This is a genomic window from Streptococcus suis, assembly GCF_024509555.1.
In the GTDB taxonomy this organism is placed as follows: domain Bacteria; phylum Bacillota; class Bacilli; order Lactobacillales; family Streptococcaceae; genus Streptococcus; species Streptococcus suis_AD.
On sequence record NZ_JAMWEL010000002.1, the window covers coordinates 112,132 to 134,843 of the forward strand.

Annotated in this window: 21 protein-coding genes; 2 read left to right on the forward strand and 19 right to left on the reverse strand. The window is 44.7% G+C overall.

Translation table 11 applies throughout. The features are described from left to right. Window positions 1–536: 536 nt before the first annotated feature. The 4 genes from NF418_RS10540 to NF418_RS01635 all read right to left on the reverse strand — a co-directional run bounded on the left by NF418_RS10540 (window position 537) and on the right by NF418_RS01635 (window position 8,218). The gene (locus NF418_RS10540; protein WP_306172645.1) at window positions 537–6,083 is read right to left on the reverse strand and encodes a discoidin domain-containing protein; all 5,547 of its coding nucleotides are present in this window, start codon (window positions 6,081–6,083) and stop codon (window positions 537–539) included. Between the two features lie 521 nt (window positions 6,084–6,604). After that, entirely contained in the window at window positions 6,605–6,784 is a 180-nt protein-coding gene (locus NF418_RS01625; RefSeq protein WP_256778164.1) for a hypothetical protein, read from the reverse strand. A gap of 239 nt (window positions 6,785–7,023) precedes the next feature. Continuing rightward, a complete protein-coding gene (locus NF418_RS01630; protein WP_256778165.1) occupies window positions 7,024–7,251 on the reverse strand; it encodes a hypothetical protein in 228 nt (75 codons plus the stop codon). Window positions 7,252–7,339: 88 nt separating this feature from the next. Then, window positions 7,340–8,218: an Rpn family recombination-promoting nuclease/putative transposase gene (locus NF418_RS01635; RefSeq protein WP_256778166.1), complete on the reverse strand. Its 879-nt coding sequence runs from the start codon at window positions 8,216–8,218 to the stop codon at window positions 7,340–7,342. 390 nt (window positions 8,219–8,608) lie between these two features. On the opposite strand from NF418_RS01635, the gene serS reads away from it, so the two are divergent. Next, window positions 8,609–9,883, forward strand: coding sequence for a serine--tRNA ligase (serS, locus tag NF418_RS01640; RefSeq protein ID WP_256778167.1), 1,275 nt, complete (start codon window positions 8,609–8,611; stop codon window positions 9,881–9,883). A gap of 11 nt (window positions 9,884–9,894) precedes the next feature. Further along, a complete protein-coding gene (locus NF418_RS01645; RefSeq protein WP_256778168.1) occupies window positions 9,895–10,110 on the forward strand; it encodes a PspC domain-containing protein in 216 nt (71 codons plus the stop codon). Window positions 10,111–10,155: 45 nt separating this feature from the next. On the opposite strand, the gene NF418_RS01650 is transcribed toward NF418_RS01645, so the two are convergent. The 15 genes from NF418_RS01650 to NF418_RS01720 all read right to left on the reverse strand — a co-directional run bounded on the left by NF418_RS01650 (window position 10,156) and on the right by NF418_RS01720 (window position 22,641). Beyond that, entirely contained in the window at window positions 10,156–10,824 is a 669-nt protein-coding gene (locus NF418_RS01650) for a CPBP family intramembrane glutamic endopeptidase (protein ID WP_256778169.1), read from the reverse strand. A 41-nt stretch (window positions 10,825–10,865) separates the two neighbouring features. Then, a complete protein-coding gene (locus tag NF418_RS01655; protein ID WP_256778170.1) occupies window positions 10,866–11,528 on the reverse strand; it encodes a CPBP family intramembrane glutamic endopeptidase in 663 nt (220 codons plus the stop codon). 147 nt (window positions 11,529–11,675) lie between these two features. Next, window positions 11,676–12,449, reverse strand: a complete 774-nt coding sequence (locus tag NF418_RS01660) for an acetyl-CoA carboxylase carboxyl transferase subunit alpha (protein WP_256778171.1) — start codon at window positions 12,447–12,449, stop codon at window positions 11,676–11,678. Further along, entirely contained in the window at window positions 12,446–13,312 is an 867-nt protein-coding gene (accD, locus tag NF418_RS01665; RefSeq protein ID WP_256778172.1) for an acetyl-CoA carboxylase, carboxyltransferase subunit beta, read from the reverse strand. Before accD ends, NF418_RS01660 begins: the two co-directional genes overlap by 4 nt. Window positions 13,313–13,326: 14 nt before the next feature. Continuing rightward, window positions 13,327–14,700 (reverse strand): acetyl-CoA carboxylase biotin carboxylase subunit, encoded by a 1,374-nt coding sequence (locus NF418_RS01670; protein WP_256778173.1) that lies wholly within the window; start codon window positions 14,698–14,700, stop codon window positions 13,327–13,329. A gap of 296 nt (window positions 14,701–14,996) precedes the next feature. Further along, entirely contained in the window at window positions 14,997–15,419 is a 423-nt protein-coding gene (gene fabZ / locus NF418_RS01675; RefSeq protein ID WP_256778174.1) for a 3-hydroxyacyl-ACP dehydratase FabZ, read from the reverse strand. Beyond that, window positions 15,416–15,886 carry an acetyl-CoA carboxylase biotin carboxyl carrier protein gene (accB, locus tag NF418_RS01680; protein WP_256778175.1) on the reverse strand — a complete coding sequence of 157 codons (471 nt, stop codon included), beginning with the start codon at window positions 15,884–15,886 and terminating at the stop codon, window positions 15,416–15,418. The genes fabZ and accB overlap by 4 nt, the downstream gene beginning before the upstream one ends. Continuing rightward, on the reverse strand, window positions 15,887–17,122 hold the full coding sequence (gene fabF, locus NF418_RS01685; RefSeq protein WP_256778176.1) for a beta-ketoacyl-ACP synthase II: 1,236 nt from the start codon (window positions 17,120–17,122) through the stop codon (window positions 15,887–15,889). Between the two features lie 13 nt (window positions 17,123–17,135). Then, window positions 17,136–17,870 carry a 3-oxoacyl-[acyl-carrier-protein] reductase gene (gene fabG, locus NF418_RS01690; protein ID WP_256778177.1) on the reverse strand — a complete coding sequence of 245 codons (735 nt, stop codon included), beginning with the start codon at window positions 17,868–17,870 and terminating at the stop codon, window positions 17,136–17,138. A 9-nt stretch (window positions 17,871–17,879) separates the two neighbouring features. Next, complete coding sequence (fabD, locus tag NF418_RS01695) at window positions 17,880–18,800, reverse strand: ACP S-malonyltransferase (RefSeq protein ID WP_256778178.1); 921 nt, start codon at window positions 18,798–18,800, stop codon at window positions 17,880–17,882. A gap of 1 nt (window position 18,801) precedes the next feature. Next, on the reverse strand, window positions 18,802–19,767 hold the full coding sequence (gene fabK / locus NF418_RS01700) for an enoyl-[acyl-carrier-protein] reductase FabK (protein ID WP_256778179.1): 966 nt from the start codon (window positions 19,765–19,767) through the stop codon (window positions 18,802–18,804). 312 nt (window positions 19,768–20,079) lie between these two features. Then, window positions 20,080–20,304, reverse strand: a complete 225-nt coding sequence (locus tag NF418_RS01705; RefSeq protein ID WP_002938891.1) for an acyl carrier protein — start codon at window positions 20,302–20,304, stop codon at window positions 20,080–20,082. A gap of 57 nt (window positions 20,305–20,361) precedes the next feature. After that, the gene (locus tag NF418_RS01710; protein ID WP_256778180.1) at window positions 20,362–21,339 is read right to left on the reverse strand and encodes a beta-ketoacyl-ACP synthase III; all 978 of its coding nucleotides are present in this window, start codon (window positions 21,337–21,339) and stop codon (window positions 20,362–20,364) included. Continuing rightward, window positions 21,336–21,770 carry a fatty acid biosynthesis transcriptional regulator FabT gene (gene fabT / locus NF418_RS01715; protein ID WP_256778181.1) on the reverse strand — a complete coding sequence of 145 codons (435 nt, stop codon included), beginning with the start codon at window positions 21,768–21,770 and terminating at the stop codon, window positions 21,336–21,338. The genes NF418_RS01710 and fabT overlap by 4 nt, the downstream gene beginning before the upstream one ends. A gap of 79 nt (window positions 21,771–21,849) precedes the next feature. Continuing rightward, window positions 21,850–22,641, reverse strand: a complete 792-nt coding sequence (locus tag NF418_RS01720; RefSeq protein WP_256778182.1) for an enoyl-CoA hydratase — start codon at window positions 22,639–22,641, stop codon at window positions 21,850–21,852. Window positions 22,642–22,712 lie beyond the last annotated feature (71 nt).

The window sequence follows — 22,712 nt, forward strand, 5'->3', positions numbered from 1 at the left end:
TCCTTGTTTTAATTACACTCCTTCACACTTTATTTTAATATAGTCTTTTACAATATATTAACAAAAAAAGTAAGCGTTTGCAACATATTTTATCGCTTGATATAAAGAAATAATGATATATTCACCTTGAATAAGAACATGACAAAATTGCCTCAGTTCCTTAACGTGGAAACCGATTCATTCGACTATAACATCTTTAACTCGTCAACCACAAAAGCCTCACGAAGATTATACAACTAGTGAGGACTTTATGTTCGTTTTCATTATTCTGTGAGTGTGGACGGAGCCATCATGGATGTCTCTCCCGCTCCCTCTAGATGTTAGGGTCTTTTAGTTTTTCTTTTATTACTTCGTTGACGAGTAGTGCCAAGCACCAGTTACGCCTGAATCTTGATGCCTAGTACTAATAGTAAACAAAAATATTGTAACAGACTTCTACTCACTATAGTTGACAAAGAGCCCAAAAAAGTAGGTAGACAAGTGTCTACCTACTCGATTATATAGAAAGGCCAAACTTAGTTAGGAGTTTATCCTTCTTAGTACTTTTTGCGTTGTGCCAGTTTTCCAGCCACTGCTAGACCAAGCAAGCCGAGGGCAGTTAAGGCAAGACTGTCGCTCACACCTGTATTTGGGAGAGTTTCTTTCTTAGCACTTGCGGCTGCGACTGCCGGAGCATGACTAGCCTTGATTGCTGACAAGTCAAGAGCTGGTAGAGCTGGAGCCTTCACGCCTTCGCCTTTAGCAGTAATGATTTCTTCAGTCACTGCTTCTTCAACAGTAGCATCTGCTTCGGAAATGCTTGCGTTAGCAGTGTCAGTAGTTCCTGTTTCAGCAGCACTTGTGTTAGCAGTATCATTAGTTCCTGTTTCAGCAACGCTTGTGTTAGCAGTATCGGTAATTCCTGTACCGGAAGTTTCTACTTCGGTAGTTTCTGAAGTCGTCACTTCCTTGTAAACAATACCATACTCACTGAAGTGATTTGCAACAAATTCAACTTCCTTGCCTTCACCATTCGCTACTTCTCTAAATGCAAGAGATTCTTCTGCAGCAGAGTTTGGTAAGTAGACTACACGTACTACTTCCTTACCTGGATCGATTGGCAAGCGAACAACCGTTGGCATTGTATTTTCAACAATAGCACCCGTATCGTCAACCAATTCAATATCAAAGAGATCGTAATCAACATTTGAAAGAATGACAGGTGTTGTAGTAGCGTTAGTCTCCTTATGAACAACACGGAGCGCAACTGCTCGGTTTGTTTCACCTTCTGAAAGGGTAACGCTTACATTTGTGGATGGATCCACGAGGACAACTGGCTGATAAAGAACAGTGGTTTCACCCTTAGGACCTACTGGACCACGGTCACCTTTTGGTCCTTGGGCTCCAGTATCACCCTTATCGCCCTTCGGTCCTTGCAAACCACGATCGCCCTTGTTCCCTTTCGGACCTTGTGGGCCACGTGGACCAACTGGGCCTTGTGGACCGGTTTCGCCTCTGTCACCTTTTGGTCCCGCTGGGCCTTGGGCTCCGGTTTCGCCTCTGTCACCTTTTGGTCCCGCTGGACCTTGTGCTCCGGTTTCGCCTCTGTCGCCTTTTGGTCCCGCTGGGCCTTGTGCTCCGGTTTCACCTCTGTCACCTTTTGGTCCCGCTGGGCCTTGTGCTCCGGTTTCACCTGTGTCACCTTTTGGTCCCGCTGGGCCTTGTGCTCCGGTTTCACCTGTGTCGCCTTTTGGTCCCGCTGGGCCTTGTGCTCCAGTTTCGCCTCTGTCGCCTTTTGGTCCCGCTGGGCCTTGTGCTCCGGTTTCGCCTGTGTCGCCTTTTGGTCCCGCTGGGCCTTGTGCTCCGGTTTCGCCTCTGTCGCCTTTTGGTCCCGCTGGGCCTTGTGCTCCAGTTTCGCCTCTGTCGCCTTTTGGTCCCGCTGGGCCTTGTGCTCCGGTTTCACCTCTGTCACCTTTTGGTCCCGCTGGGCCTTGTGCTCCGGTTTCACCTCTGTCACCTTTTGGTCCCGCTGGGCCTTGTGCTCCAGTTTCACCTGTATCGCCTTTTGGTCCCGCTGGGCCTTGTGCTCCAGTTTCACCTGTGTCGCCTTTTGGTCCCGCTGGACCTTGTGCTCCAGTTTCACCTCTGTCACCTTTTGGTCCCGCTGGGCCTTGTGCTCCAGTTTCACCTGTATCACCTTTTGGTCCCGCTGGACCTTGCGCCCCGGTTTCACCTTTTGGACCTGCTGGACCTTGAGGACCACGAGGACCTACAAGACCTTGGTCACCCTTAGCTCCATCTTGACCAGGATCACCTGTATCACCTTTTGGACCTGCTGGACCTGTCTCACCACGCTCACCTTGCTCACCTTTTTCACCCTTGAGCCAAGATTGAACATCAAGCTCATCAATGTCATCATCACTATCTTGATCACCAACATTTTGGATGAACCATTCATAGAAACCACCAGGAACCACATCACCAACTACATTATTGTAAACAATAGCATAGTCACTGAAGTGTGTCGCTGTAAATGTGACATAAGGCCTGCTGTCGATAGTTTCAGTGTCAAATTCAATTTCTTCAACAGGTTGACCCTCTGGAAGGAAGAGCACACGTGAAACAACTTTATCTGGATTCACTGGAAGTTTAACCTTAGCAGTAAATTCAGTATCAATATGTCTATCTTGGTCATCTACCAATTCCAAATCATAGATATCAACATCTTTGTCTGTCAATGTTTCTGGAACTTCTGTCTTAGGAGTTACTGTCAAACGAATTGCTGTCTCAGCACCCTCAGTTACCTCAACTGTTACGCCGGTTTCATCGTGTTTGAAAATACGATCGGTAGTTTGGCTACCACCCTCACCTTCAGTTGGGTTAGTTTGGCTACCACCCTCACCTTCGGTCGGGTTAGTTTGGCTACCACCCTCACCTTCAGTTGGGTTAGTTTGGCTACCGCCCTCACCTTCAGTTGGGTTAGTTTGGCTACCGCCCTCACCTTCAGTTGGGTTAGTTTGACTGCCGCCTTCGCCTTCAGTTGGGTTAGTTTGGCTACCGCCCTCACCTTCAGTTGGGTTAGTTTGACTGCCGCCTTCGCCTTCGGTTGGGTTAGTTTGGCTACCGCCCTCACCTTCAGTTGGGTTAGTTTGGCTACCGCCCTCACCTTCGGTCGGGTTAGTTTGGCTACCGCCTTCACCTTCAGTTGGATTAGTTTGACTGCCGCCTTCGCCTTCGGTTGGGTTAGTTTGGCTACCGCCCTCACCTTCAGTCGGGTTAGTTTGGCTACCACCCTCACCTTCAGTTGGATTAGTTTGACTGCCGCCTTCGCCTTCGGTCGGGTTAGTTTGGCTACCACCCTCGCCTTCGGTTGGGTTAGTTTGGCTACCGCCTTCACCTTCGGTTGGGTTAGTTTGGCTGCCGCCTGTTGTCGGTGGTTGTTCTTCTTCCGGCGGAAGTTCTACTTTTTCATAGAAGGTCAAACCACGTAATGTCAATTCTGTCTGAGTAGTTTGATTATGTCTATTTTTTGCTTCAGTGACAGTTAATACTACTCTATCCACTGGATTTCCACTCAAACTTCTATGATCATAAGTGGCCAAGAATGGAACTTCCAAATCTGTCAACACATCTACCGGCTGGCCATCTTTAAAGGTCTCAAGATTATATTTAACTACTGAGCCTCCTTGACCTGCTCTCTTATGTAATGTAAATCCTGCTAGTTTTTTAGGACTATTATCTCTAGCTTGAATTGTTATCCGCTCTGGAAGGCGCAATGGATTTGTCCATCGATACTCTGCAAACGAAGAGTTGTTATCATCCAGTAACTTAGCTATATCACGACCACTGTGATATTTCGATGGGTCTTCAACAGTCGCTGTGAAATCAGTTTGAGGTAATTTTACACCATTAATTGGAGATTTTTCTAAGAACGAAACCCCTTTCAATGTTAAATGTGTCAGATTAACCTGATCATTCCTACTTATAGTTTTTGTGAATATTAATTCAACTTTATTAATTACACCAAAACTACTTAAATCGAAAGTAGCATCGTTCTCCGTTTGTGGAGTTGTAAGTTCCTCAGTCTCAATGACTTCTTGTGAGTCACGATAAACTTTAACCTTATAATGAGTCAGAGTTCCGTTGTCTCCAACACGTTTATGAATAATAACTGAATTCAACTCTTGAGGTGTGTTCAATTGGAAACCAACTGTGACAGGTAAAGTCGGACCACCAGTCCACTTCAATTCAGTTAAATAGTCTCCATCGTGACCGTTTGGCTCTCCCAAATCAGCATTTAGTATATTATCCAACCCACGTTGATAGCCATCTGCTGTTTGATAATGATTCCTATCACCTAAAACTGTAAATTTCTCGGCAGATACTGGTACAAGTGCGTAGTTTCCGACTTCAGCTTGATTCGAGGTATCTGAACTATCATCACCAGTTGACGGTGGTTGAGTATTCCCACCATCTGGTTGTGGTTCTTCTGTCGGTCTGACTTTAGTTCCGTAGGTTACACGTCGTGGACGACTCTCAATAGTTTCACCATTTTCTTCTCGAAGTGGGTCTCCTACCTTTTCACCATTTTCAGTTAGATAATACTTATGAACTGTAGTGCTACCATTTGCTCCTTCGTCTTCAACAATTTCTGCTTCATCCACCCACATTTCAGGGTTTGGAGTTCTGATTTCTTGTTTCTCGATTGGTGTAACTACCGTATCTTTAAGAACTTTCCGAGCATACGGGGTAAATTCTGCAGCAGCAACAATCTTACCTCTATTTTGTTGTTCGTGGTGGTGTGTTTCAACTGCTCCTAAGCGAATTTTCTTCGCAATAATTGGATCGAATTGAATGAATTTTCGTGATACCCCAACTCCTAGAGTAAAAATATTCTCCTCGTTACTACCATAAACATTGATACGTTTCCACGCTTCGTCTTCACTATCAGATTCTTTATATTCAATAAATCCTCTAACAATATTTCCGGTTGAGGTACCTCCAGATTGTCTTGGTAAATATTCAACATGACTTATTGATGCTAAACTATCTAAAGTCAATTCAAGATATTGTTTTTCAGTATTATTATTCTTATTCGCAGCACTAACCCAATAAGTTTCGTTTTGATTGTCAATAGCAGCTTCAGCTGGTCTATTTCCTCCATCATTTGGGTCATGACTCGTTGCGGTAGCTGAAGATACAGATGCTATGTCTAGAGAAGATTTTTCTGCTGTACCTCTAGGAAGAAATTCTGCTGCAGTTACCCTTTTATTTCTTTGAGCAGTATCCCAATGTTCTGTTAAAAGTGCCTCTAATTTGAAATATTGTGCAGTAACAGGTGTTATTGCAATCATTTTAGTTTGTGAACGATTAGAAAAAGTGACACTATTATCAGAATTAACGGTTCCACGATTTAATAAAACTGAAGTAGGGGTAATTGGTTCCCAAGAAACTCCATCTTGACTAGAGTATAATTTCATCTTCGAAATGTTACCTGTTACCTGGTCACCCGAAGCTTGACGAGGTGTGTAATCAATCTGATTTACTAAAGCAGGCTCTTTTAATTTCGTAACAAAATATTGTGGTGCTTCTGGAGTATTATCTACATTAGGATCTGAAGTCCAGTAAGTAGTATGGTTATCATCATAAGCATTAGCAGCCACATTCGTACCATCTACTGATGAGGCACCGTTATATGTTATGTCAATTGGAACATTTACACTAACTGTTGATGCTGCAGTTCTCGGCTCTGCATTTTCAACTGCTGGTGCTGGATTAGCCTGCTCTGCTGGTGCTGGCGTTGCTGTTGGAGTTGTACTCTCTGCCGGTGCTGGCGTTGGTGCTGGGGTTGTGGTTTCTGCTCCTGGAGCTGAAGTCGTAGCAGTTGGTTGCGCTACTTCACTACCGCCTGCGGCTCCTCCTCCAGTATCTGCTTGGTTTTCAATAGTTGGTTCAGAAGCAGTTGCTCCTGTATTTGCCAAGACAGTTGGTGCCTGTAACATACCGGCTAGGAAGATACCGACTACAACTGAGCCTACTCCCCAGTTACGTTTGCGTATCGAATATTGATACAATTTTTGATAATTTTTATCTTGTCTGTTCATATTTTCCTCCATTTTTTTGTTTACAAAGATAAAAAGTTATACGACGAAAGTGTTACATCCTCCCTTTTTCAGTTTCTGGTGGTTATTTTTGCTATCTTAACCACATAATATATCTTGTTATTCAATAGTATATTAACATAAAAGTGTCCAAGATTGCAAGCGTTTTCTTGTTGGTTTTATATTTTTTTCTTCCAACCATTCCTAACCAGCTGAGATAGCTAATATAAATCTGTCACCTCTGGCATTTCCTTAAAAACTATCATCTCAAAGACCTATAATGTGAATATAAAGTAAGCCCTACTCCACTAGTTGCAAACAAAAGAAGCCGTTAGAAATCTTCTAACGACCTTGTCTGAAGTATTAGAAACCTTTCGATAAGCTGGTTTCATAAATTATAGAGCCTCTATTTATAGAAATGGTTGCTTTAGACGATCTCCAATGCAGACTCGTTTTTTACCTTATAGACAGACTTGTATTTTACCTTATAGAATGTGAGAGAAAGCTGGTTGAAATAATAGAGATTATGTATTAGCTTTCGACTCACTTTGAAGTTGGAGAACTCGCTCAATAGGGAGATTTAAGCTATTCGATATGACTGCAACATCAAATCCAGCCAACAATAAATTACGCGCAGAGTAAATAAGTCCTTCTTCGCGTCCCTTCTCAAGCCCTTCTTCAAATCCGTCTTCCTTGGCAGTCATAGTCTTTTATTTTACTTTTAGTACTAGGCAACGAGCCGCAGGCATAACTGAAGTTAGACAAGGCGAGTTAACAACGTAATAAAAGCTAAAATAAATGACGTTATCAAGGTAGCGTAACTGAACTCAACACTATCCAATTGCTTATCCCACATGTCTTGTTCCTCCTTGGTCCAGCTTGTAAAATCTAAGGCGTGTTCTGCCTGAGATATAATCTTGTCAGGTTGAATGGTAAAGTCGAATCAGTTATTAGCTTGCAACTCACTTTGGAGTTGGAGAACTCGCTCAAGAGAGAGATTTAGGCTGTTCGATATTACTGCAACATCAACTCCAGCCAACAATAAATTACGTGCAGAGTAAATAAGCCCTTCTTCACGACCACGCTCAAGTCCTTCTTCAAATCCGTCTTCCTTGGCAGTCACCAAGGTAGCGTAGCTAATTTCAAGGCTATCAATTTGCTTATCCCACATGTCTTGTTCCTCCTTTGTCCAGCTTGTAAAGTCTAAGGCGTGTTCTGCCTGAGATATAATCTTGTCAGGTTGACATAGTAAACCAGCATCAGGTATTGGCATTCAACTCACTTTGAAGTTGGAGAACTCGCTCAAGAGGGAGGTTTAAGCTGTTCGATATGACTGTAACATCAACTCCAGCCAACAATAAATTACGCGCAGAGTAAATAAGTCCTTCTTCAAATCCATCTTCCTTGGCAGTCATCAAGGTAGCGTAACTGACCTCAAGGCTATCAATTTGCTTATCCCACATATCTTTTTCCTCCTTTGTCCAGCTTGTAAAGTCTAAGGCGTGTTCTGCCTGAGATATAATCTTGTCAGGTTGAATGGTAAAGTCGCGGTTACCGAAAAATTCAAACCATTTTTTGACATCGTAGTCGGAAATGGTTTCGGGTTGGTACTTATCCAACTCCAGAAAAGCCATCTTCAAGAGACTATGGTGCTTGGAGCTGGTTTTGGGTTTGACAGTCAGCTCTTCATTGGTCTCCTCTTCACGCAGGCTAAACACGTGGAAAGGCTTGTCGTCTTCGAAATAATTTTTCTCCAAGAGAGCGATACCGTAAACAGGGTAAATAGACTCATGTGTGGAATGGGTATCGCCATGTTCCTGACGAACCTTTTCGACGTTGTCATGCACCTGCGTACAAATATAAGCCCAGAGGCGATTGACAAAGGTCTTTTGCTTGGCAATCTGGATTTCAATGACGACTTGGGTCCCATCGTCCAATTTAACCAAAATATCCGTTACAGTGTAGAAACCCTTGGGTAAGTCATCATTGGGCAGGCGAATCTGATGACCATCCAGAAGTTCAACTTCTTGAACAGGCAAGTCCAAAATATCTGAAATAAAGGCCTTAGTCACTTCCGTGTTTTGAAAAATTTTCTTGGCAACCGTGTCTTGTGTTGGTTTCAATAGGGTATGTCTCAAAATACCACATCCTTTTCATCTGATTTCTTTATAAGTAACCTCGTATTCATTGGTTCTACTTTTTTATTCGAAAACAAATGAAAAAATTTTCTATATATAGTATATCATAAATGAAAAAAGCTAACATATCATAAGTGTTTATCTCATAAGAAATCTAAGCTTGACAACCCTGACCATTCAAGTGTATAATCTAAGAAACGGATAAGTAGCATCTGGCTCCTTCCAGAAAGTCTGCGGTCGCTGTGAGCAGATAGGAAAAAGTTGTGAAATTCTACCGTTGGCTAAAAATGACATACTTAAAGTGCACAGAATGTGAAGCTGGATGGAACCGCGGTAACTATCGCTCCAGCATCTCTCATTCTGTGTTTTTTTATTCTAAAGGAGACAACTATGCTAGATATCAAACGTATTCGTACAGATTTTGACGGAGTGGCTGATAAACTTGCTACTCGTGGTGTGGCTGCCGAAACCTTGGCAAACATCAAGGAATTGGATGCAAAACGCCGTGAAATCTTGGTTACTGTTGAAGAGTTAAAAGCAGAGCGCAACACCGTTTCTGCGGAGATTGCCCAAGCAAAACGCAACAAGGAAAATGCTGACGACAAGATTGCTGCCATGCAAAAATTGTCTGCGGACGTGAAAAACTTAGACGCTCAGCTTTTGGAAATCGATGAAGAATTGAACGCTATTCTCACTGTTCTTCCAAATACGCCGCACGATTCTGTCCCTGTTGGTGCAGACGAAGAAGAAAACGTAGAAGTTCGCCGTTGGGGTACTCCACGTGAATTCACTTTCGAGCCAAAAGCTCACTGGGATTTGGGTGAAGACCTCGATATTCTGGACTGGGAACGTGGGGCAAAAGTAACCGGCGCCCGCTTCCTCTTCTACAAGAACTTGGGTGCCCGCTTAGAACGTGCCCTCTACAACTTCATGTTGGACGAGCATATCGCAGAAGGCTACCAGGAAATCATCACACCTTACATGGTCAACCATGACTCTATGTTTGGTACTGGACAATATCCGAAATTCAAGGAAGATACTTTCGAGTTGGCTGATACCAACTTCGTCCTCATTCCAACTGCGGAAGTGCCATTGACCAACTACTATCGCAACGAGATTTTGGAAGAAAAAGACCTGCCTATCTACTTCACAGCCATGAGCCCATCTTTCCGATCTGAAGCTGGTTCTGCTGGTCGTGACACCCGTGGTCTTATCCGCCTCCACCAATTCCACAAGGTTGAAATGGTCAAATTTGCCACACCGGAGCAATCTTATGATGAATTGGAAAAAATGACCGCAAATGCAGAAAATATCCTTCAAAAATTAGGCTTGCCATACCGCGTTTTAGCCCTCTGTACAGGCGATATGGGCTTCTCAGCTGCTAAGACCTACGACTTGGAAGTCTGGATTCCAGCCCAAAATACCTACCGTGAAATTTCAAGCTGTTCCAACACAGAAGATTTCCAAGCTCGCCGTGCCCAAATCCGCTACCGCGATGCTGCTGACGGCAAGGTCAAATTGCTCCACACCCTTAACGGATCTGGTCTAGCGGTTGGTCGTACTGTTGCGGCAATCCTTGAAAACTATCAAAATGAAGACGGTTCTGTCACCATTCCAGAAGTTCTCCGTCCATACATGGGTGGGGTAGAAGTGATTAAGCCTTAGAGGTAAAGAATATGAAAAAGAAATGGTATAAGGACAAAAGTCGTGGTGAACTGGCTGGCGTTATCGCAGGTCTTTATGACTACTTTGACCTATATGAAAACTACGGTTGGAAATTAGAAAATGTTCGTTTGGTGGTCATTCTACTAGCTATTGTCACCAACCTTCCCTTTCTAACTGCCTACATCATTCTAGCCATACTTTTACCAGACAAGTCTGAACTTAACTAAAGCACGCAAAAGACGACTCCAAACGGAATCGTCTTTTCTTTATGCTTATTGAAAATAGTAAAATGCCACTACCGCCCAGGCATTGTTGATAAAATGCACTGCCATGGGATAGATGAGGTAATCTGTCTTGTAGTAGAGGTAAGCCATTAAAAATCCTGGGCTGGCATAAATGATCCATGAACCTAAATCTGTCGGTCCATGCAGGAAAGCAAATACCAAGCCAGATACTACAATTCCCAAAATCTTGTGCTTTTCAAAAAACTTTTTGAACAGATAGCCTCTGACAATGATCTCCTCTGAAATAGCTGCCTGAAAGGCTATTCTGACAAAGGCTAACCAAAACGGAATCATTCGTAACAGCTTATCAATGCCAATCTGATTAGCCGTATCTTCAATCCCTTGAAGGTCCATGATAGTATGTCCTAAGACAGTAGAAAAGCTGGTAAATAGTAAGGTCAGGGCGACCAGTCCAAGTCCCTTCCAGGTCAGGAATTTTCTATCCCAAATGGCAAGCCCTTTCCTTTCTGCCAACCAACACATAATGACCATAATTCCAATAGAAGACAGACCTGCAGTCCATTGAGCAACTTGCGAGGTGGATTTTTGCAATACGAAAGTTGGAATGATTTCAAGAAGCAATAATAGAAAGGCCTGCAATAAAATCCAGATTTTCCTACAAATCCATTCCAATCGTTGACTGAATGTTTCTAGCATTTCTCTTTTTCCTCCGTTCTTCTTTCTATCCTGTTCAGTAACTATAAATAATAGAACGCCAGCACCGACCAGGCATTATTGATAAAATGAACTGCTATTGGGTAAATCAGATAATCTGTCTTATAGTACAAGTAAGCCAAGATAAAACCTGGACTAGCATAAATAATCCATGAACCCAAATCTGTTGGTCCATGCAGGAAAGCAAAAATCAAACCAGATACTACAATTCCCAGAATCTTGTGCTTTTCAAATAGCTTTTTGAATAGATAGCCTCTGACAATGATCTCCTCGGTAATGGCTGCCTGACAGGCTATTCTTACAAAGGCTAACCAAAATGGAATGTTTTCTAATAACTTTGTCAATTCAAGCTCATTGCTGGTTTCTTCAATCCCCTGAAGTTCCATAATGTAATAACCAAGGTGTTTAAACAGCTGAGCTACCGCAAATGTTAAGACAACTAAACCAAGACCTTTCCAAGTTAAAACATTGCTATCCCAAATCTTGATATCATTCTTCTCAGCTCTCCAGTACATAAGGACAAGGATGCCAACGGACAACAAGGCTGCTCCCCACTGAGCCCATTGTAAAGTAGATAGGTCTAATATCGCATCTGGAAGAACAGCTAGCACCATGAAACCAAACACTCTCAGCAAAATCCAAAATTTTTGACCAAGCCATTTCAAACCTTTACTGAATGTTTCCATATCAATCTCCTTTTCTACTCCAGACCATCGAATACATCCAACCTATCATGGATTGTATAGAACATTCATGTATTATTCTAATAAAACAATTTTACAACAATACAATTCTTTTGTCAATAAGAACCTAGAAAAAAATACTAGGTCTTCCTAGTATTTTCTGAATCGTTGATAGCGGTTTTCGAGTAGTTGATCAAGCGGCAAGGCTTGTAGTTGAGCCAACTGGCTGACCAGGTTTTCCTTGATGTCAGCCAAAACTTCCTTGGTCGCTCTGCCATTTTCCAAAACAACCCGATCGACCACTTGAAGCTTCTCCAACTCATAGGAGGTAATCTTCATGAGTTCTGCCGCTTCCATGGCTCGACTGCCGTCTTTCCAGAGGATAGAGGCGAAACCTTCGGGGCTGAGGACGGCGTACATGGAGTTTTCCAGCATCCAGACCTGGTCTGCGACTGCTAGGGCGAGGGCTCCACCAGAACCGCCCTCACCGATAATAATAGCGATAATAGGCACCTTGAGGTCACTCATCTCCATGAGGTTGCGGGCAATGGCCTCACCCTGCCCACGCTCCTCGGCACCGACACCTGGATAGGCTCCAGCAGTATTGATGAAGGTGACAACGGGACGGCCGAACTTCTCCGCCTGCATCATAAGGCGAAGGGCCTTGCGGTAGCCTTCTGGGTGGGGCTGACCGAAGTTGCGTTTGAGGTTGTCCTGAAGGTTCTTCCCTTTTTGGATACCGATAACTGTCACAGGTTGACCTGCTAGAAAGCCGATGCCACCCACTACAGCACCGTCATCACGGAAATTCCGATCGCCGTGCAGTTCGATAAAGTCATCAAAGAGCTGTGTGGCATAGTCCAAGGTCGTCAGGCGAGCCTGGTCTCGTGCCAAACGGATCATACGTGCTACATCACTGGTCATCTGACACCTCCATGCATTCTCAACAAGCGACTGATGGTCGCTGGCAAGTCCTGGCGTTTGACAATGGCATCGACAAAGCCGTGTTCCTGTAAAAATTCAGCCTTCTGGAAATTGTCTGGTAGATTTTCACGTACAGTTGATTCAATAACCCGTCGGCCTGCAAAGCCAACCAGAGTCTGCGGCTCAGCCAGAATAATATCACCTTCCATGGCAAAACTAGCCGTTACACCTCCTGTTGTGGGGTCTGTCAAGACCGTCAGGTAAAAGAGGCCAGCATTGGAATGGCGTTTCACGGCTGCCGAAATCTTGGCCATTTGCATCAGACTCATAATACCTTCCTGCATGCGAGCACCGCCAGATGCGGTAAAGAGGACAACTGGCAGTTTCTCTTCAGTAGCCAACTCAAAGAGGCGGGTAATTTTCTCACCAACTACCATTCCCATAGAGGCCATGATAAAGTGCGAATCCATGATGCCAAGGGCAACTGGCTGTCCGCCGATTATAGCCTTGCCTGTCAAAACAGCTTCATCCAAGCCTGTTTTTTGACGGGTGGCTGCCAGTTTTTCGAGATAATTTGGAAAGTCCAAGGGATTTTTGGTTTCAATTCCTGTAAACAATTCCTCAAACGAACCGTCATCCACTGTCAAAGCCAGGCGTTCCTGGGCTGTAATCCGAAAATTATAGGAACAGTGTTGACAGGTTTTCTCTAATCCCAAATCATTCTTGTAAAGGATGACCTTACAAGCAGGACATTTGGAAAAGAGCTCATCTGGCACCTCTGGCTTTGCTTGAGGTGCCGACTCTATCCGCGAACGATTGGGATTGATGCGGATATATTTGTCCTTTTTGCGAAACAAAGCCATAGCATTCTCCTAGTTTACTTTTTTAATTCTTCCTGATAGCGGGGTAAAAATTCTTCCATGAGATAGGCGGTGTCGTAATCACCAGCTACCACTCGCTTGTCGGAAATCAAGTCCAGCTGGAAGTCCGTATTGGTCACCACTCCGTCAATTTCCAATTCGTAGAGGGCTCGTTGCATCTTCATCAGGGCTTCAAAACGATTTTCCCCATGCACGATGACCTTGGCAATCATAGAATCATAATAAGGCGGAATGGTGTAGCCTGGATAAACTGCCGAATCCACACGCAAACCAACACCACCGCTTGGCAGGTAGAGATTGGAAATCTTACCTGGACTTGGGGCAAAATTGAAGGCTGGATTCTCAGCATTGATACGGCATTCAATGGCATGACCTGTAATCTTCACATCTTCTTGGCGGACACTGAGTGCCTGCCCAGCCGCAATCTTGATTTGCTCCTTGACAATATCTACACCTGTGACAAATTCGGTAACAGGATGTTCTACCTGCACCCGTGTGTTCATTTCCATGAAGTAAAATTCGCCCTTGGCTTCGTCCAAAAGGAACTCAATGGTTCCTGCATTTTCATAGCCGACTGATTGAGCTGCACGGACTGCAGCCTGACCAATACGTTCCCGCATGGTCTGGCCGATAGCAATCGACGGAGCTTCTTCCAAGACCTTCTGGTTGTTGCGTTGAAGGGAACAATCCCGTTCTCCCAGATGAATAACATGGCCGTGTTGATCCGCTAAAATCTGTACTTCGATGTGGCGGGCTGGATAGACGACACGCTCCATATACATGGCTCCGTTACCAAAGGCTGCCTTGGCTTCGCTGGAAGCTGATTCAAAGGCAGGCACTAGGTCTTCGGCTTTTTCAACCTTACGAATTCCCTTACCGCCACCACCTGCCGATGCCTTGAGCATGACAGGGTAGCCAATCTTTTCAGCGATTTCAAGGGCTTCTTGGCTGGTTAAGACTTCACCGTCTGACCCAGGAATAACAGGCACCTGAGCCTTAATCATCTCTGCTCGTGCATTGATTTTATCCCCCATGGTATCCATAACCGTCCCAGAAGGTCCGATGAACTTGATACCAACCTCTTCACAGAGGGTGGCGAATTTGGAGTTTTCACTCAAAAATCCAAAGCCAGGATGAATGGCCTGGACACCTGTCACAACAGCCGCCGAGATGACTGCCTGCATATTGAGATAGGAGTCTGTCGAACGAGCAGGTCCGATACAGACAGCCTCATCTGCCAACATGGTGTGGAGGGCTTCCTTGTCAGCCTCTGAATAGACAGCCACCGTCGAAATCCCCAGCTCCCTGGCCGCACGAATGATCCGCACCGCAATCTCACCACGATTGGCAATCAAAATCTTCTCAAACATGATGAATCCTATCTCCTTTTTAACATAGAATAATTGTTATAACAATCTCAAGGTGAGAATATTAAATAATGGTTATCAATAGCAGTTCTTCATTTTACTTTTAGTGCTTAATCCAAAGGTTTGGGAAACCTTTGGAGGTTGGAAATGAGACGAATAAAATTCGTATCAATTGTTGTAGACAGTACTTGGGTACGGCAAAACGAGTTCAAATAATGATAAAATTATTTGAAGTTGGAAATAAGGAAACGAAGTTTCCTCGTTCGTCGACGCAATAAAAGATAAAATGGAGAACTGATTTATTTTCCAATAGTAAAAGTCAACACCCCCGACGCAGCCAGTTTTCCGTCCACTTCTGCCTTTGCCTCAACGACCGCAATGGTTCCACGGCGTTTGACAAATGTCGCGGTCATGATTAACTGGTCACCAGGTACAACTTGCTTCTTAAATTTAACCTTGTCCATGCCGGCATAAAAGACCAGCTTGCCCTTGTTTTCTTCCTTGGACAACTCCAAGACACCTGCGGTTTGTGCCAAGGCCTCCATGATGAGAACGCCTGGCATAACAGGATAGTCTGGGAAATGCCCGTTGAAGAAAGGCTCGTTAATGGTCACATTTTTAAGGGCGACAATCTCATCTTCTGATACTTCAAGGACACGATCGACCAGGAGCATAGGGTAGCGATGAGGAAGAGCCTCTTTAATTTTCAAAATATCAATCATTTGATGCGTACCAATCCTTGTCCAAATTCTACAACATCTTGGTTGGCCACCAAAATCTCTGTGACCACACCGTCACGGTCAGCTGGTACTTCGTTCATGACCTTCATGGCTTCGATAATCATGAGAGTCTGGCCTTTTTTGACCGTATCGCCGACTGCTACAAAGGCTGGCTTGTCAGGGGCTGGTGACAAATAGGCCACACCAACAAGCGGACTTTCCACTACCGCACCCTCTGCCACAGAGCTAACTTCTGCTGGAGTTGCCTCACTGGTTTCAACTACCTGTACAGGAGCTGGACTTGCTGCAACTACTGGAGCAAGCGGAGCTTCTACCGCTGGACTCGGAGCCGCTGTCGCCTGCTGGTTTTTGCTGAAATGCAAGGTTTCCCCAGCATTACTATATGAAAATTCTCGCAAACTTGACTGGTCAAACTGACTCATCAAGTCCTTTATTTCTGTAATATTCACTTAAGCCTCCCAACGTTTGAAAGCGATGACTGAATTATGCCCACCAAAGCCAAATGTATTTGAAATGGCATGACGGATTTCCATATCACGCCCCTGTCCATAAATGACATCCGCCTCAATGTAGTCAGACAACTCTGTCGTACCAGCTGTCTTCGGTGCGTAAGAATGACGCATGGCCTCAATAACAGCCGCTGCTTCAACGGCACCCGCCGCACCCAACAAGTGACCCGTGAAGGACTTGGTGGAAGAAACTGGCGTGTTCTTGCCGAAGACGGATACGATAGCTTGACTTTCCCCTTTTTCATTAGCCGGTGTCGAAGTCCCATGGGCATTGATGTAGTCAATATCAGCTGGCTCCAAACCTGCCTCTGAAATGGCCAACTTCATAGCCTTGATAGCACCCAAACCTTCTGGGTGCGGAGAGGTCATGTGGTGGGCATCACAGGTATTTCCATAGCCAACGATTTCAGCCAAGATGGTTGCCCCACGCGCCTCTGCATGCTCCAAACTTTCCAAGACCAAGACCGCAGCCCCTTCTCCCATGACAAAACCATTGCGATCCTTGTCAAAGGGAATAGACGCACGTTCTGGGTCCTCAGTAGTCGACATAGCTGTCAAAGCTTGGAAACCACCGATTGCAAAAGGCGTAATAGCCGCTTCTGAACCACCTGCCAGCATAACATCCTGGAAGCCAAACTTGATTTCACGGAAGGCTTCTCCTAAGGCATCATTTGACGAAGCACAGGCTGTGATGACACACTTGCAGACACCATTGGCACCGACCTGCATGGCAATATTTCCGGCCGCCATATTTGGAAGAGCTTTTGGAAGAGCCATAGGACGAATCCGTTTTGGTCCTTTTTCGTTCATGCGAGCAACCTGCTCTTCGATTTCCAAAATCCCACCGATACCTGTTGATAAGATAACGCCAAAACGGTCACTATCGATAGCTTCTATATCAAGATTAGCATTAGCTACTGCCTCTCGAGCTACATAGAGAGCATAGAGGGAATAGTTGTCATAGCGGTTGGTATCTTTTTTAACGAAGTATTTGTCAAAAGGAAAATCCTTAATTTCCGCTGCATTATGGACAGTGTACTGGCTAGTGTCAAACTTGGTAATCTTTCCGATACCAATCTTGCCATTGACCAAGCTATCCCAGAATTCTTCTGGCGTATTTCCAATTGGAGATGTCAGACCGTAGCCTGTCACCACTACACGATTTAGTTTTGTCATTTTCAAACCTCTCTTATTGCATGGTCAAACCGCCATCAATGGCAATGACTTGTCCAGTTAGGTATTCTTGCTTCGCCAAGAAGACAGCGACATCTGCCACTTCTTCCGTCAGTCCAAAGCGTTTCATAGGAATTTGCCCAAGCATGGCATCCTTGATTTTGTCAGACAGAACATCTGTCATATCGGACTGGATAAAGCCTGGTGCGATCGCGTTGACACGAACATTGCGACCAGCGACTTCACGAGCAATGGATTTTGTAAAGCCGATCACACCTGCCTTAGAAGCGGCATAGTTGGCCTGACCAGCATTCCCTGTCAAACCGACCACACTAGAAAGGTTGATAATAGCCCCTTCACGTGCCTGGGTCATAGGCTTCAAGACAGCCTGGGTCATGTTAAAGGTCCCTGTTAGATTGATACTCAAAACGCTCTCGAAATCCTCTTCCGTCATTCGCAAGGCCATACCATCTTTTGTAATCCCTGCATTGTTGACCAAGATATCAACACTTCCGAGAGCCTCAACCGCCTCAGCCACCATCCGTTTGGCATCTACCGAGCTGGAAATATCTCCTGAAATCGCCACTACTTTGACACCGTAGCTTGAAAAGCTATCCAACAAGTCCTGCCCCAGTTGACCACGACCATTTAGCACCACATTGGCACCAAGACTGGCAAACTTATGGGCAATGGCCAAGCCGATTCCACGACTTGAACCCGTAACAAACACATTTTTATTGGTAAGTTCCATGTTTTCTCCTTATTGGCTAGTCAACAAGCCTTCTAGACTTGCCACATCTTCTACTGTCACAACCTCGGCTGTCTTATCTATTTTTTTAATAAAGCCTGCCAAGATCTTACCTGGACCGATTTCGATAAACTTGGTCACACCAGCTTCCTGCATGGTTGCGATTGACTCATAAAAACGAACTGGTTCCATCACTTGACGTATCAAGAGGGACTTGATGTCCTCTTTTTTCATAACCTTAGCTTCCGTATTACCGACCAAGTCTACTTGGAAGTCCGCAAACTCCACCTCTTCCAGAGCCTGAGCCAATTTCTGCGAAGCTGGACGCAAGAGAGCCGTGTGGAAAGGGCCAGATACATTGAGCGGAATCATGCGTTTGACACCTGCTTCCCTCAGCATTTCAACCGCCTCATCCACTGCAGCCACCTCGCCTCCGATGACGATTTGGGCTGGTGTGTTGTAGTTGGCTGGGGAAACAATCCCAGAGGTAACAGTCGAACAGATTTCTTCTATCAAGTTGACATCTGCATTGAGGACAGCGATCATCTTACCAGTTCCTGCCGGCGCAGCCGTTTCCATGTACTCACCCCGTTTAGCAATCAGGGAAATGGCATCTTCAAAGGCCAAAGCACCTGAAGCAACCAAGGCTGCGTATTCTCCCAAGGACAAACCAGCTACCATGTCGGGTTTAATCCCCTTTTCTGCCAATAAACGATAAATCGCAAGGGAAGTTGTCAAAATCGCAGGCTGGGTATAGCGGGTCTGGTTGAGCTTGTCTTCCTGATGGTCAATCAAGTCCCGCACATCATAGCCCAGAATTTGACTAGCCTGGTCATAAGTTTCCTTGACAATAGGATAAGTATCATAAAGGTCACGAGTCATACCAAGTGTCTGAGCCCCTTGACCTGCAAATAGAAAGGCTGTTTTTGTCATCTTATTCTCCAACGGAAGCCCAGCGACTCGCTTGTTCCTGAATCACCTTAGCAGTTCCAAAATATAAATCTTTCAGAATTTCTTCACAAGTTTCTTCCTTGGTCACCAAGCCAGCAATCTGACCTGCCATGACCGAACCATTGACCACATCACCATCTACAACGGCATTGCGAAGGGCACCTGCACCCAGTTCTTCAATGGATTCTGCAGAAATTTTCCCAGCAAGGAAGTCTTTTTCCGCAGCAGCATAGGCTGTGGAAAGTTTGTTCTTAATGGCACGCACTGAATGTCCAACAACGGAGGCAGAAACAGTCGTGTCAATATCCTTGGCCTTGAGAACCTTCTCCTTGTAGGCTGGGTGGGCATTTGACTCCTTGGCAACAACAAAACGTGTTCCAACTTGAATAGCTTCTGCTCCCAACATAAAGGCTGCCGCAGCACCTGCACCGTCTGCAATACCTCCAGCAGCAATTACAGGAATAGATACCGCTTCAACAACCTGACGAACCAAGGTCATAGTTGTTAATTTACCGATGTGACCACCTGCTTCCATCCCTTCAGCGATGACGGCATCCACACCCAGTTTTTCCATGCGTTTAGCCAAAGCGACACTTGGAACCACTGGAATAACCGTAATACCCGCTGCGTGCAAGCGTTCCATGTATTTTCCAGGGTTGCCCGCACCTGTCGTCACCATCTTGACACCTTCTTCGATGACCAAGTCAACGATATCGTCCGCAAATGGTGATAGAAGCATGATATTGACACCGAAAGGCTTGTCTGTGATAGACTTCACCTTGTCAATATTTGCCTTAACCACTTCTTTAGGAGCATTTCCTCCACCGATAATACCCAGACCACCAGCATTTGAAACCGCACCAGCCAAGTCCCCGTCAGCAACCCAAGCCATCCCACCTTGGAAAATCGGATAATCAATGTTCAATAATTCTGTAATCTTTGTTTTCATACTTCCCTCACTCTTTCTTTGCTTAGCTAATTATTTGAACATCAAATAATTAGCTAAACAAGCGAGGGCAAAGCCCTCACTTAATAAATACTTTGAAGTTTCAATGTTTTGAATATCAAACTATTTATCCAAAGAAAAATGCTTACTAGCACTTTTCTTAGCTATCCTCTTCCTTATATTATCTTTGAAATAAGGAGAGGGATGCTATAGTCTTTCAGTTTGCTTTTAGTACTAGGCAACGAGCTGTAGACAGTACTGGAGTACGGCAAAGCGAGTTAACGACGTAATAAAAGATAAACTGAATGACTATAATTATTTTGTTTTTTCTTCAACGTAGGCAACCAAATCGCCTACAGTTGTCAAACCTTCTTCAGTATCGATTTGAATATCGAATGCATCTTCGATTTCAGAGATAACTTGGAAAAGATCCAATGAATCTGCATCCAAATCTTCAAATGTTGTTGTAAGGGTTACTTCTTCAGCGTCCTTACCTAATTCTTCAACGATAATTTCTTGTACTTTTTCAAATACTGCCATGATAGTGCTCCTTTTTATATAAAAATATTTTTAATCTTGCCTAGGGCAAGGAATTAACTAAAGTTTCAGTAGTAGCGTTCCCCAAGTCAGGCCGCCACCAAAGCCTGCCAACACAACCGTTTGGCTACCATCCAAGCGCAGACTACCTGCCTCCACACATTCTGATAGGAGAATGGGAATGCTGGCTGCACTGGTATTGCCATAGTGCATCATATTGGCTGGAAATTTCTCCATACCAAGCCCCAGCTTTCGTGCCATCTTGTCCAAAATCCGACTATTGGCCTGATGAAGCAGGAAGCAATCCACCTCATCACCTGTCAAACCTTGGCCTTCTAGCAATTCTGCAATTGTCTTGGTCACATCGCGAACAGCAAACTCGAAAATCGCTCTGCCGTCCATCTGCAAATAGGGCTGGTTGCCTTCCTCTTTTGAAAAAGGAGAGTGCAAACCTATTTGACCAGAAGTTAAACTAAGACCACGACTGCCGTCCGTTCGATTGATTTCTGCTAGAAAATATTGTTCGGAACTGGCTTCAAGCAAGACACCGCCAGCCCCGTCCCCAAACAAAACAGAAGTGCTTCGATCCGACCAATCTACTGTCTTGGACAAGACCTCCGCTCCAATCACGATTCCCTTTTGGTAAATCCCAGAGGAAATCAGTTTGTCTGCGGTGGATAGTGCAAACACGAAGCCCGAACAAGCTGCGACTAGGTCATAGGCAAATGCCTTCTTGGCACCGATTGCCGCCTGGACAAGAGCTGCCGTTGACGGCATAGCCGAATCCGGTGTAATGGTTGCGACAATGATAAAATCGATCTCATCAGCAGTCACACCTGACTTGTCTAGCAGGTCTTGGGCAACCTGACTGGCTAAATCGCTGGTATTCTCATCTATTGTAATTCGTCGTTGACGAATACCCGTCCGCGAAGCAATCCAGTCGTCGCTGGTATCCATGATTTGTGCTAAATCATCATTGCTCACGATCTGTTCAGGAACACAGTGGGCAACCTGACTGATTTTAGCGAAGGTTCTCATTTCAAATCCTCCAAGAAATTATAGAGTTTGTAGAGCCCTTTTTTCATCACTTGGTATTCTGCCTCGTCCATCCCGTCTGTAATCTGCTTGACCATCTCATTGTGGAAACGTTGGTGCAAGCGATAGACCAGGCGACCTTTCTTGGTCAGATAGAGGTGAACGACCCGTCTGTCTTTGATCGAGCGCACACGTTCGATATAGCCCTTCCGCTCCAAGTTATTGAGACTGGTTGTCACTGTTCCAAGTGTCACCATCAAAGTACGAGCCACATCGCTCGGAGTCGCTCCAACTATGCCACCGATGACATCAATAGTATGCATTTCCTTGATGGAAATGTCATTGAAGCGACTGCCACGAAGACTTGTTTCTTCAATCACCAACACATTATTAAAAATAGCGGTCAGGTATTCATTGATTTTTGAATCGTCCAAAACAGGCCTCCTTTACTTTGATAGTCAAAGTATACTCCAGAAAAGTTTGATTGTCAAATGTTTTTTCAGAAAATGCTGATTATTTTCCTGTGAAAGTAGGTCTTCTCCGCTCTGCATGAGCTCGAACGCCTTCTTTGAAGTCTTCTTTGAAGGCTAGACTTTCTTGTAATTCCAACTCTAAAGCACGATAAGATTCCCAGTCCTTGAACTGACTTTCCCAGACCAATTGTTTGATGGCAACATAAGAGTTGATTGAGCCTCGCATGAGTTTTTTAAAGACCTGTTGGACTGTTTTTTCCAACTTTTCTGGTTCCACCAGTTTGTAGACAATCCCGTATTCCAAGGCTTTTTCCGCCGACAAGCCCTCTCCTGTCATAGCCAAGTGACTGGCACGATTGGCTCCAATGGCACGACTGAGTAGGAAAATCCCTCCAGCGTCTGGAGCTAAACCAACACCCACGAAAGCTTGGATAAATTTGGTCTTTGTGGAGGCAATGACAAAATCTGCTGCTACTGCCATATTGGCCGCCGCACCTGCTACTGCACCATCGGTGACCATAATAACAACTTTAAGCAGTTGCTTGAGTGCGAAGGAGATATCATTGACCAGCTCTGCTATGCGTACCAGGGAAGGGATATCATCCTCATCCACCGCTCGCTTCATCTCCACCAAATCTCCACCAACAGAGAAAATCGGACCTGCTGCTTCAATCTGCAAGAAATGAACTTGGTTATTTTTAGCCGTCTCTTCAATGGCCGCCAAGATTTCCTCGCACATGGGAATATTAAAACCATTAGCCACATCTGGACGATTAAAGGTTAGAACGGCAAGACTTCCTGTTACCTGATAGAAAATTGTTTGATAGGTCATCTCTTATCCTCATTAAAAATAGTTTGATAATCAGAATATTTGATTATCAAATATCAACTTCCTTGTTTCCA

Bases quoted from the DNA above. Each gene is read 5' to 3' on its own strand.
- NF418_RS01705 (WP_002938891.1), bottom strand. From the start codon at position 20,304: ATGGCAGTATTTGAAAAAGTACAAGAAATTATCGTTGAAGAATTAGGT.
- fabF (WP_256778176.1), bottom strand. From the start codon at position 17,122: ATGACAAAACTAAATCGTGTAGTGGTGACAGGCTACGGTCTGACATCT.
- NF418_RS01710 (WP_256778180.1), bottom strand. From the start codon at position 21,339: ATGAGAACCTTCGCTAAAATCAGTCAGGTTGCCCACTGTGTTCCTGAA.
- NF418_RS01630 (WP_256778165.1), bottom strand. From the start codon at position 7,251: ATGTGGGATAAGCAAATTGATAGCCTTGAAATTAGCTACGCTACCTTG.
- accD (WP_256778172.1), bottom strand. From the start codon at position 13,312: ATGGCTTTGTTTCGCAAAAAGGACAAATATATCCGCATCAATCCCAAT.
- fabZ (WP_256778174.1), bottom strand. From the start codon at position 15,419: ATGATTGATATTTTGAAAATTAAAGAGGCTCTTCCTCATCGCTACCCT.
- fabG (WP_256778177.1), bottom strand. From the start codon at position 17,870: ATGGAACTTACCAATAAAAATGTGTTTGTTACGGGTTCAAGTCGTGGA.
- NF418_RS01720 (WP_256778182.1), bottom strand. From the start codon at position 22,641: ATGACCTATCAAACAATTTTCTATCAGGTAACAGGAAGTCTTGCCGTT.
- NF418_RS10540 (WP_306172645.1), bottom strand. From the start codon at position 6,083: ATGAACAGACAAGATAAAAATTATCAAAAATTGTATCAATATTCGATA.
- NF418_RS01655 (WP_256778170.1), bottom strand. From the start codon at position 11,528: ATGGAAACATTCAGTAAAGGTTTGAAATGGCTTGGTCAAAAATTTTGG.
- NF418_RS01650 (WP_256778169.1), bottom strand. From the start codon at position 10,824: ATGCTAGAAACATTCAGTCAACGATTGGAATGGATTTGTAGGAAAATC.
- fabK (WP_256778179.1), bottom strand. From the start codon at position 19,767: ATGAAAACAAAGATTACAGAATTATTGAACATTGATTATCCGATTTTC.
- serS (WP_256778167.1), top strand. From the start codon at position 8,609: ATGCTAGATATCAAACGTATTCGTACAGATTTTGACGGAGTGGCTGAT.
- NF418_RS01625 (WP_256778164.1), bottom strand. From the start codon at position 6,784: ATGACTGCCAAGGAAGACGGATTTGAAGAAGGGCTTGAGAAGGGACGC.
- fabD (WP_256778178.1), bottom strand. From the start codon at position 18,800: ATGACAAAAACAGCCTTTCTATTTGCAGGTCAAGGGGCTCAGACACTT.
- NF418_RS01670 (WP_256778173.1), bottom strand. From the start codon at position 14,700: ATGTTTGAGAAGATTTTGATTGCCAATCGTGGTGAGATTGCGGTGCGG.
- NF418_RS01645 (WP_256778168.1), top strand. From the start codon at position 9,895: ATGAAAAAGAAATGGTATAAGGACAAAAGTCGTGGTGAACTGGCTGGC.
- NF418_RS01660 (WP_256778171.1), bottom strand. From the start codon at position 12,449: ATGACCAGTGATGTAGCACGTATGATCCGTTTGGCACGAGACCAGGCT.